Raw genomic sequence first — 8,299 nt, forward strand, 5'->3', positions numbered from 1 at the left:
ACCATCTCGGGCTTGAGCACGCCGCCGGCGGACAGGCCCAGGAACACATCGGCGTCCTGAATCACTTCGGCCAGCTTGCGGGCATCGGTCTTTTGCGCGAAACGCGCCTTGTCCGGGTCCATGAGTTCGACACGGCCTTCGTAGACCACGCCTTCGATGTCGGTGACCCAGATGTTTTCCAGCGGCAGGCCCAGGTCCACCATCAAATCCAGGCACGCCAGGGCGGCGGCGCCCGCGCCCGAGGTCACGACCTTGACCTTCTTGATGTCCTTGCCCACGACCTTCAAGCCGTTGATGAACGCCGCCGATACCGTAATGGCGGTGCCGTGCTGGTCGTCGTGGAAAACGGGGATCTTCATGCGCTCGCGCAGCTTGCGCTCGACGGTGAAGCACTCCGGCGCCTTGATGTCTTCCAGATTGATGCCGCCGAAAGTAGCTTCCAGCCCGGCAATGATCTCGACCAGCTTGTCCGGATCGGTTTCGTTGATTTCGATGTCGAACACATCCAGGCCGGCAAACTTCTTGAACAGCACCGCCTTGCCTTCCATGACGGGCTTGGACGCCAGCGCGCCAATGTTGCCCAGGCCCAGCACGGCCGTGCCGTTGGTGATCACGCCCACCAGGTTGCCGCGCGCGGTGTAGCGAAACACATTGGCCGGATCGGCCACGATTTCTTCACAGGCCGCCGCCACGCCGGGCGAATACGCCAACGCCAGGTCGCGTTGGTTGGTCAGCTGCTTGGTCGGGGTGACCGAGATTTTTCCGGGGCGACCGTGCTCGTGATATTCAAGGGCGGCTTTGCGAAGGTTGGCATCCATAGGGCGGCTACTGGCGATAAGTGAAACAGAGGGAGGAATTCTATTCCCATGGCGCGCGCGGCGATACGTTTGCGAAAGCGCACGCGAGAGCGCGCCCACTGGACAGGGCAAGCGCCGAAATCTTACAGCAACCTGAACGAATTTCAGGTTTCATTGGGCAGGAATAAGGGAAATCGCCCAGCAGGGTCGAACAGCGTCTTCACGCGACCATCCAGCCGAAACGTCGCCAGGCCGGGGGGCGCCGGGGAAGGAACATTTACGCCGGGCTGGGGCTCCGGGTGGGGCTGCGGCTGCGGCAGCGCGAAGGGAGGTGCATCGGTCAGCGTGACGCCTTGCACCCAGGCCAGCGTGCCGCCATGACCCAACAGCAGATGCGCCAGATTCACCGTGGCCGGCGCTTGCGGTTTCAGGGCGTCCAACCGATAGCGGCCCAGCCAGTGATAACCGTCGTTGGTGGCGAACGCGTCGCCGCCCGAGGCCAGTTGGAACAGCGCGGGCACCAGGGCCTGCACGGTGGCCGATCGCAAGGGCTGCACGTCGGCCTCGCCGAACGGCCCCAGCGTTTCCTCGATGCCGTCGGCCAGCATCACGTCCACCGCCAGCACGCCCGAGGCCGCGCAGCAACCCGCCGGCCAGGGCGCCGGTGCAGCCAGCCATTCGGCCAGGGTCATGGCGTCAGGGAAACCGGCAAACTGCCGCAGCCCGGCCTGGGCCAGCGCGGCCATCGGCACGCCAGGCTGCGCCCGCCAGCGCGGGATGTCGCCGGCCAGGCGCGCCAAACCCGCCATCCGGGATGGGTCGATACGCAAACGCGGCGCGCTGCTCGGCGCGTAAGGCCCCGTTGCGCCCTCCAGCGCCATCACGACGCGATATTCGGCGCACAGCGCGCGGGCGTGCGCCACGTCGCCGTCACGCGCGGGCGTCAGAATGGCTTGCGCGCCACCCGGGCCGTTCTCGCCCAGATCAACAACCTGGCCTTGGCACAGCAGCTTCAGCCGCTGCATGAAGGCGGCCCATGGCGTTTGCGCGGGTCGCCTGCCAAGCAGGAAAGCGCGCCGGGATGGCTGCATGACTACAATTCCTTTTTGCTTCAAAGACGCTTTTCGAGAATCCGATGCCCCGCCTTGCCGCTCGCACTCAAGACTTTCTGACATTCCAGGTAGTGGAACTATTCAAGCAGGCGCAGGCGCTACAGGCGGCGGGCCACGACATTATCAGCCTGGGCATCGGCGAACCGGACTTTACCGCGCCGCCCCAGGTGGTGGAAGCGCTGGAACGCGCCGCCCGCGCCGGGCTTAGCGGCTACGGCCCACCCGCCGGGCTGATGCCGCTGCGCGAGGCCATTGCGCAGTTCTACCATGACAAGTTCGGCGCCAGCATCAATCCGGCGCGCGTTATTGTCACGGCGGGCGCATCCGGCGCGCTGACGCTGGCGTGCGCGGCGCTGGTCAACCATGGCGGCGAAGTCCTGATGCCGGACCCGTCCTACCCGGCCAACAGCAACTTCGTGCTGGCGGCGGGCGGTGTGCCGCGTTTGATTCCCAGCTCTGCCGCCAAGCGCTTCCAGCTGTCGGCCGACGACGTGGCCCGGCACTGGACGCCGGCGACGCAGGGCGTGCTGGTGGCCTCACCCAGCAACCCCACCGGCACATCCATCGCACACGAAGAACTGGCGCAACTGCTGGCCGAGGTTCGTGCTCGCGACGGCTTTGCCATCGTCGATGAAATCTACCTGGGATTGTCATATGAAAATGCGCCGCGATCCGCGTTGACGCTGGACGATGACATCATCGTCATCAACAGCTTTTCCAAATACTTCCACATGACCGGCTGGCGCCTGGGCTGGATGATCGTGCCGCAAGACATGGTGGCACCCGTGGAAAAAATTGCCGCCAGCCTGGCGATCTGCGCGCCCACGCTGGCCCAGCACGCCGCGCTGGCATGCTTTACCGAACAGGCAATGAAAACCTTCGAGCACCGGCGCGAAGCGTTCAAGCAGCGGCGCGACTACCTGTTGCCCGAATTCGAACGCCTGGGCATCCACGTGCCGGTCAAGCCGGACGGCGCGTTCTATATCTATGCCGACATCAGCCACCTGGGCATGGACAGCGCCACGTTTTCGCAGCAGCTGCTGCTGCAAGCGGGCGTGGCTGCCGTGGCAGGCCTGGACTTTGGACCGGCCCACGGCAAGCACACCATGCGCTTTTCCTACGCAACGGGGCTGGACCGCCTGGAAGAGGCCGTAGCCCGGATCGGCAAGCTGCTGCAACGCTGATCCACAACGTGCCCCCGCATCGGTCAACCGGTGCAATGCCGGCGCCACAAAAAAAGCGCGCTCGGTAAAGAGCGCGCTTTGTCGTTCCGCGTAGCGGGAAGGATCAGTCCCGAGCCAGGGCAATGCCCGATGCCAGGGCAAGCCGCCGGCGTTCCGCCTGCACCTTGGCACCGTAACCGTTGTCGTCGGGCCCCGTGGACCCCACGTAACAGGCCAGTCCGGCGTCTACCGAACCGCGGCGGTTGATGCAGTCCCGCAGAATTGTTGCCCCCACGCCGATGTTGGCGGCCGGGTCCAGGGCGGTCTTGCCCACGGCGTCGAATTTGTCCTGGTGGACGCTGGTCATCACCTGCATCAAGCCTTGCGCGCCCACATGGCTTTCGGCCAGGGGGTTGTAACGCGACTCGATGGCGATGACCGCCAGCACCAGCAAGGGGTCCAGCTGCTTTTCGCGGCTGACCTTGTAAACGGTGTTCAACAGCGGGCCGGTGGCGTCATACGCCACCTTGTATTTGCGCGAGATATAGTTGCGCAACGCTTCGGCCTGCGGACCGGTCGCCGACAAGGCGGGCTTCTTGGGCACCGGCGGCGCGACGCGCGCCGGCCCCAGCATGCCCGTGGCATTGCTGGCGGGAGCAGTTGGTACGGCCATGGCAATTGCCGACGCAGTGTCGGAACCGAGTTCGGAGCCGGTGTCGGGTTCGACGCCGGTTTGCATGGATGAAGGCGCTAGGGCGGTCAACAAGGCTTTGTGCACTTGCAATGCCTGGTCGCGCAAACCTGGCAGGGCAAATCCCATGCTTACCGTCACAATCACCGCGATGCCCAGATAGACTGAGCAGATACGCAAGGACTCGGCAAGATATTCGTGCACTCCTTGGGCCATATTCCTGAACAGGCTGGCCACTGACGCATCGGGCATGAAAACCTCCTGCGTGGAAAAAGAGGGAGTCAATGTTAACCTCTCTTTCGACCTCAAATGTAACCAAATCGCTGGGATCTGTAGTGAAATACCGCGACCTTAGAGACTTCCTCGCCCAACTTGAACGCATGGGCGACCTCAAACGCATTGCCGCGCCGGTGTCCACCCGGCTGGAAATGACCGAGATTTCCGACCGCGTGCTGCGCGCCGAAGGGCCGGCCCTGCTGTTTGAAAAAGCGCTGCACGACGGCCAACCGGCACAGATGCCGGTATTGACCAACTTGTTCGGCACGCCGTCGCGGGTAGCGCGCGGCATGGGCGCCGACAATGTCAGCGCGCTGCGCGATATCGGCGAACTGCTGGCGTCGCTGCGCGAGCCTGAAGCCCCCAAGGGCCTGCGCGACGCGCTGGCCAAGGTGTCGATGCTGAAGGCGGCGCTGTGGGACATGAGCCCGAAAAACGTCAAAAGCCCGGCCTGCCAGGAAATTGTCTGGGAAGGCAAGGACGTGGACCTGACCCGCTTGCCCATCCAGACCTGCTGGCCCGGCGATGTAGCGCCGCTTCTGACGTGGGGCCTGGTGATCACGCGCGGCCCTAACGCCAAGCGGCAGAACCTGGGCATCTACCGCCAGCAGCTGCTGGGCCCCAACAAGCTCATCATGCGGTGGCTGTCGCATCGCGGCGGCGCGCTGGATTTCCGTGACCACGCGCTGGCCCACCCCGGCACCCCGTTCCCGATCGCCGTGGCGTTGGGCGCCGACCCGGCCACGACGCTGGGCGCCGTCACCCCCGTGCCCGACAGCCTGTCCGAATACCAGTTCGCCGGCCTGTTGCGCGGTTCGCGCACCGAAGTCGCCCAGGCGCTGGGCAGCAACCTGTCGGTGCCGGCGTGGGCCGAGATCGTTCTTGAAGGCCATCTGCTGCCGTCCTCCGACCCGCGCGCCATCAAGCCCGTGGTGCCGGAAGGTGTGAACCCGCCGCCCAACAGCGACTACGAGATGGCGCTGGAAGGGCCGTACGGCGACCACACCGGCTACTACAACGAGCAGGACTGGTTTCCGGTGTTCACCGTCGAGCGCATCACGATGCGGCGCAACCCCATCTACCATTCCACCTACACCGGCAAGCCGCCCGACGAACCCGCCGTGCTGGGCGTTGCGCTTAACGAAGTGTTCGTGCCGCTGTTGCGCCGCCAGCTGCCGGAAATCGTCGACTTCTATCTGCCGCCGGAAGGGTGCAGCTATCGGCTGGCGGTGGTGTCGATCCGCAAGCAGTACGCGGGGCACGCCAAACGCGTCATGTTCGGGCTATGGAGCATTCTGCGCCAGTTCATGTACACCAAGTTCATCGTGGTGGTGGACGAAGACATCAACCCGCGCGACTGGAAGGAAGTGGTCTGGGCGATGACGACGCGCATGGACCCCGTGCGCGATACGCTGCTGGTGGAAAACACCCCCATCGATTACCTGGACTTCGCCTCGCCGGTATCGGGTCTGGGCGGCAAGATGGGCCTGGACGCCACCAACAAATGGCCCGGCGAAACCAACCGCGAATGGGGCACGCCCATCACGATGGATGCCGACATCAAGAAGCGCGTGGACGATATCTGGGGCCAGCTCGGCCTGTAGCAATGGCTGTAGCTGTAGCTGTAGCTGTGGCCCTCCGTAGCCCGACGCCGCGCAGCCCGGCTTCGATGCTCGCCATAAAAAACCCCGCCATGCAGATGCAGGCGGGGTTTTTTTTTAGCGCAAGCCGAAGCAAGGTTGAACGCGTTATTCGTCGTCCTCGCGCGAGCCCTGCCACATCTTGAACAGCTGCCAGCCGACCAATGCGCCACCCGCGATCTTGAGCAGCTTGAAGCGCTTGCCGCCACGCATCAGCAAGGTCGACAAAGACGAGCTGACGACGGGATAACGGCGCGCCAGCGTAATGGCCTGCAATGCCCAGCGTGACGCCCCGCCGGCAGCCAGCCGGGGCAGCAGCCCGCGGATGATGGCGGCGGGTTCCAGCCGATGGCCGGTCGACACGATGTCATGCACCAGCGATTCGCGTTCGATGGCGGCGCGGGCGCGCAGCAGTTCGATACGCACGGCACGATCAACGACAGGAGACCTTTTTGACATGGTTCAGCCCTCCTCGCGTCGACGTGGCGGCGGCTCGTCGTCCTGGGCGTCGCGTACCCGTTCAAGCAGTTCCGCGTCGCGGCTCAACTCTTCAAGGGTGGCCGCGAAAGGCGCCGCGCCATAGACCAGCCCATGGCGCACGACCAGCAACAAGACGATGCCCACAATGCCGTAGAACGCCGCCAACAGGCCCAAGGCCATGTAGCGGTCTTCGGTGGGCCAGAACAGCACGGCCACCGTGATGGTGAATACCAGCACCGCAAGCGTCAGAAAGAGCAGCGCCGCGAAGGCCATGCCCAGCAGCTTGAGCAGGCGCGCCTTTTCGTCGGCGGCTTCCAGCGCAAGAAGCTCCAGGCGTGTGCGCAACAGCCCGACCAGGCTGGACGCGACTCCGAAAACAGATTTTCGTAGACCCATGTTGTCAGGAACGTCGGGCGGGCAGCGCCGGCATGCCGACGTTGCCCGCCCGAACGTTCAAGCCAATCAGCGGCGGCTGATCAGCAAGCCGAGCAGCAGGCCGGTCACGCCTGCGATGCCGATGGCTTGCCAGGGATTGTCATGCACGTAGTCGTCGGTGGCGCGAGCGGCTTTGCGGCCACGTTCGAGCACGGCGTCTTGCGCTTCGTAGAGGGCTTCGCGCGTGCGCTTGAGCGAGGTCATGGCGCGGTCACGCAATTCGTTGGCCTTTTCGCCCGTGGTGCCGGCCGCTTCGCGCAGCAGGTTTTCGGCGTCGTTCAGGCTGGTCTTGACACTGTCGATCAGTTTTTCTTTTGCGACTTCTTCGGATTTTCTCGTGGCCATTTTTTTGAGCTCCTGTTGTGTGTCTATGACGAAAACATCATACCAGCCGCCCTGCCCGCAGCAAGACGTGCTTGATACCGTGTGCTACTTGATCTGCGTAATTTCAACCGCAGATTTCACGCCTGCTTGATCGATGTCTTGCTTCATCACCAGATTGACTGCCGGGCAGTACCAATCGGTGACCGTCGTGTTCATGCCGGGTATCGGAATGGTCAGGCCCTGGAACGTGGCCATGGTGGGGTCCGAGTTGCGCGTGTACGTGACCGGGTGGCAGGACTGATTGCCCAGGGCCGTGTTCAACGACGTCTTCTGGCCCACGCTTTTCTCGCCGATGCGCACCGTGGTGCTGGGCTGGCCGCCCACCGGCGCTTCCTTGCCGATCTTCAGGCGGAACGACGAGCCGGGCAACTTCTGGCCCGCGTTCAGTTTGCCGTCGTACGCGAACAGGCCCAGCATGCGAAGGTCGAATTGGCCCTCGGAAGGCTTGGGGGCTTCGCCTGCCGAGGCGTAGCGCAGGAAGGTGGCCTGCCCGCCCTTGACCGTCATCAGGTAATCCAGCTTTGACTTGCCCGGCGGCAGGCCCGCGTAGCCAAACGTGGCCACGCCTTGCACGCGCGCGCGGCAATTGTCGCCATTGCTTTTTGTAACCTCGGTGAAGGTCAGGTCCGCGCCCAGGGACAGGTTGCCCGAGCCGGTCAACTGCACCGCACCGCCGTCATGCATGAACTGGGCGTCGCACACGCCCGCCTGCACCGACGCGGTCGCGCCCATCGCGCCCGCGCACAACACCAAGGATGCGATTTTTTGCATCGTCACTAGCCACTCCAGAATTCGGGACATGCCGCGCGCTGCTGGCGGCGGCTGCTTGATACTACACCCGTTGCCGTGCCCGATATATGTCTACTCGTGTCGGCTGGCCCCGGGCGCAAAACCGATCAGGAACAGGCCACGGCCGTGGGCGCGCGGGCAATCAGCGCCCGCACTTCGGGCACGCACGACCCGCAGCCGGTGCCGCAGCCCAGCGTGGATTTCAGCGCATCCAGGTCGCAGCCGCGCGCGACGCCCGCCAGGATGGCCGCCTCGCTGACGCCGATGCAGACGCACACCGTGCGCGAGCGCGCCGCGCCACTGATGCGCCCGGACAGCAACGCCGACACACTGGCTGGCGCCTGCCCGCCGGCCGCCCACGCCAGCAGCGCGTCCTGCGCGGCCAGGTCGCCCGCCAACAGGAATGCAGTCGGCCCGCCCGCATCGACCGCCACCCGGCGCAACCTGCCGCGCGCCGGGTCGTCAAACATCACGTCGGCCTGACCCAGCCCAAGCGCCTGCGCCAGTTCGGTCAGTACCCCGGCGTGCGGCG

The 8,299-nt window shown here is 64.8% G+C and carries 10 protein-coding genes; 2 read left to right on the plus strand and 8 right to left on the minus strand.

The window, feature by feature from the left end; genetic code table 11:
• Together ACNPP0_RS20055 and ACNPP0_RS20060 are read right to left on the minus strand one after the other, a co-directional pair.
• On the minus strand, window positions 1-818 hold an 818-nt coding region (locus ACNPP0_RS20055), incomplete at its 3' end, for a malic enzyme-like NAD(P)-binding protein (protein ID WP_448706814.1).
• 143 nt (window positions 819-961) lie between these two features.
• Window positions 962-1,888, minus strand: a complete 927-nt coding sequence (locus tag ACNPP0_RS20060; RefSeq protein WP_448706815.1) for an FAD-binding protein — start codon at window positions 1,886-1,888, stop codon at window positions 962-964.
• 44 nt (window positions 1,889-1,932) lie between these two features.
• Here ACNPP0_RS20060 and ACNPP0_RS20065 point away from each other — a divergent pair, with 44 nt between their 5' ends.
• On the plus strand, window positions 1,933-3,093 hold the full coding sequence (locus ACNPP0_RS20065; protein WP_448706816.1) for a pyridoxal phosphate-dependent aminotransferase: 1,161 nt from the start codon (window positions 1,933-1,935) through the stop codon (window positions 3,091-3,093).
• Between the two features lie 103 nt (window positions 3,094-3,196).
• Here the strand turns inward: ACNPP0_RS20065 and ACNPP0_RS20070 are convergent, their stop codons facing one another.
• Window positions 3,197-4,015 carry a lytic transglycosylase domain-containing protein gene (locus ACNPP0_RS20070; RefSeq protein WP_046804361.1) on the minus strand — a complete coding sequence of 273 codons (819 nt, stop codon included), beginning with the start codon at window positions 4,013-4,015 and terminating at the stop codon, window positions 3,197-3,199.
• 83 nt (window positions 4,016-4,098) lie between these two features.
• Here ACNPP0_RS20070 and ubiD point away from each other — a divergent pair, with 83 nt between their 5' ends.
• On the plus strand, window positions 4,099-5,643 hold the full coding sequence (ubiD, locus tag ACNPP0_RS20075; RefSeq protein WP_332613080.1) for a 4-hydroxy-3-polyprenylbenzoate decarboxylase: 1,545 nt from the start codon (window positions 4,099-4,101) through the stop codon (window positions 5,641-5,643).
• A 144-nt stretch (window positions 5,644-5,787) separates the two neighbouring features.
• Here the strand turns inward: ubiD and ACNPP0_RS20080 are convergent, their stop codons facing one another.
• The 5 genes from ACNPP0_RS20080 to ACNPP0_RS20100 all read right to left on the minus strand — a co-directional run.
• Window positions 5,788-6,138 carry a hypothetical protein gene (locus ACNPP0_RS20080; RefSeq protein WP_332613079.1) on the minus strand — a complete coding sequence of 117 codons (351 nt, stop codon included), beginning with the start codon at window positions 6,136-6,138 and terminating at the stop codon, window positions 5,788-5,790.
• Between the two features lie 3 nt (window positions 6,139-6,141).
• Window positions 6,142-6,555, minus strand: a complete 414-nt coding sequence (locus ACNPP0_RS20085; RefSeq protein WP_448706817.1) for a phage holin family protein — start codon at window positions 6,553-6,555, stop codon at window positions 6,142-6,144.
• A gap of 66 nt (window positions 6,556-6,621) precedes the next feature.
• Window positions 6,622-6,939, minus strand: a complete 318-nt coding sequence (locus ACNPP0_RS20090; protein WP_006221213.1) for an ElaB/YgaM/YqjD family protein — start codon at window positions 6,937-6,939, stop codon at window positions 6,622-6,624.
• Between the two features lie 84 nt (window positions 6,940-7,023).
• A complete protein-coding gene (locus ACNPP0_RS20095) occupies window positions 7,024-7,749 on the minus strand; it encodes a hypothetical protein (RefSeq protein ID WP_332613325.1) in 726 nt (241 codons plus the stop codon).
• Between the two features lie 125 nt (window positions 7,750-7,874).
• The coding region (locus ACNPP0_RS20100) for a (2Fe-2S)-binding protein (protein ID WP_448706818.1) at window positions 7,875-8,299 on the minus strand (425 nt) is incomplete at its 5' end.

It is taken from the genome of Achromobacter semiaridum (assembly GCF_053543755.1).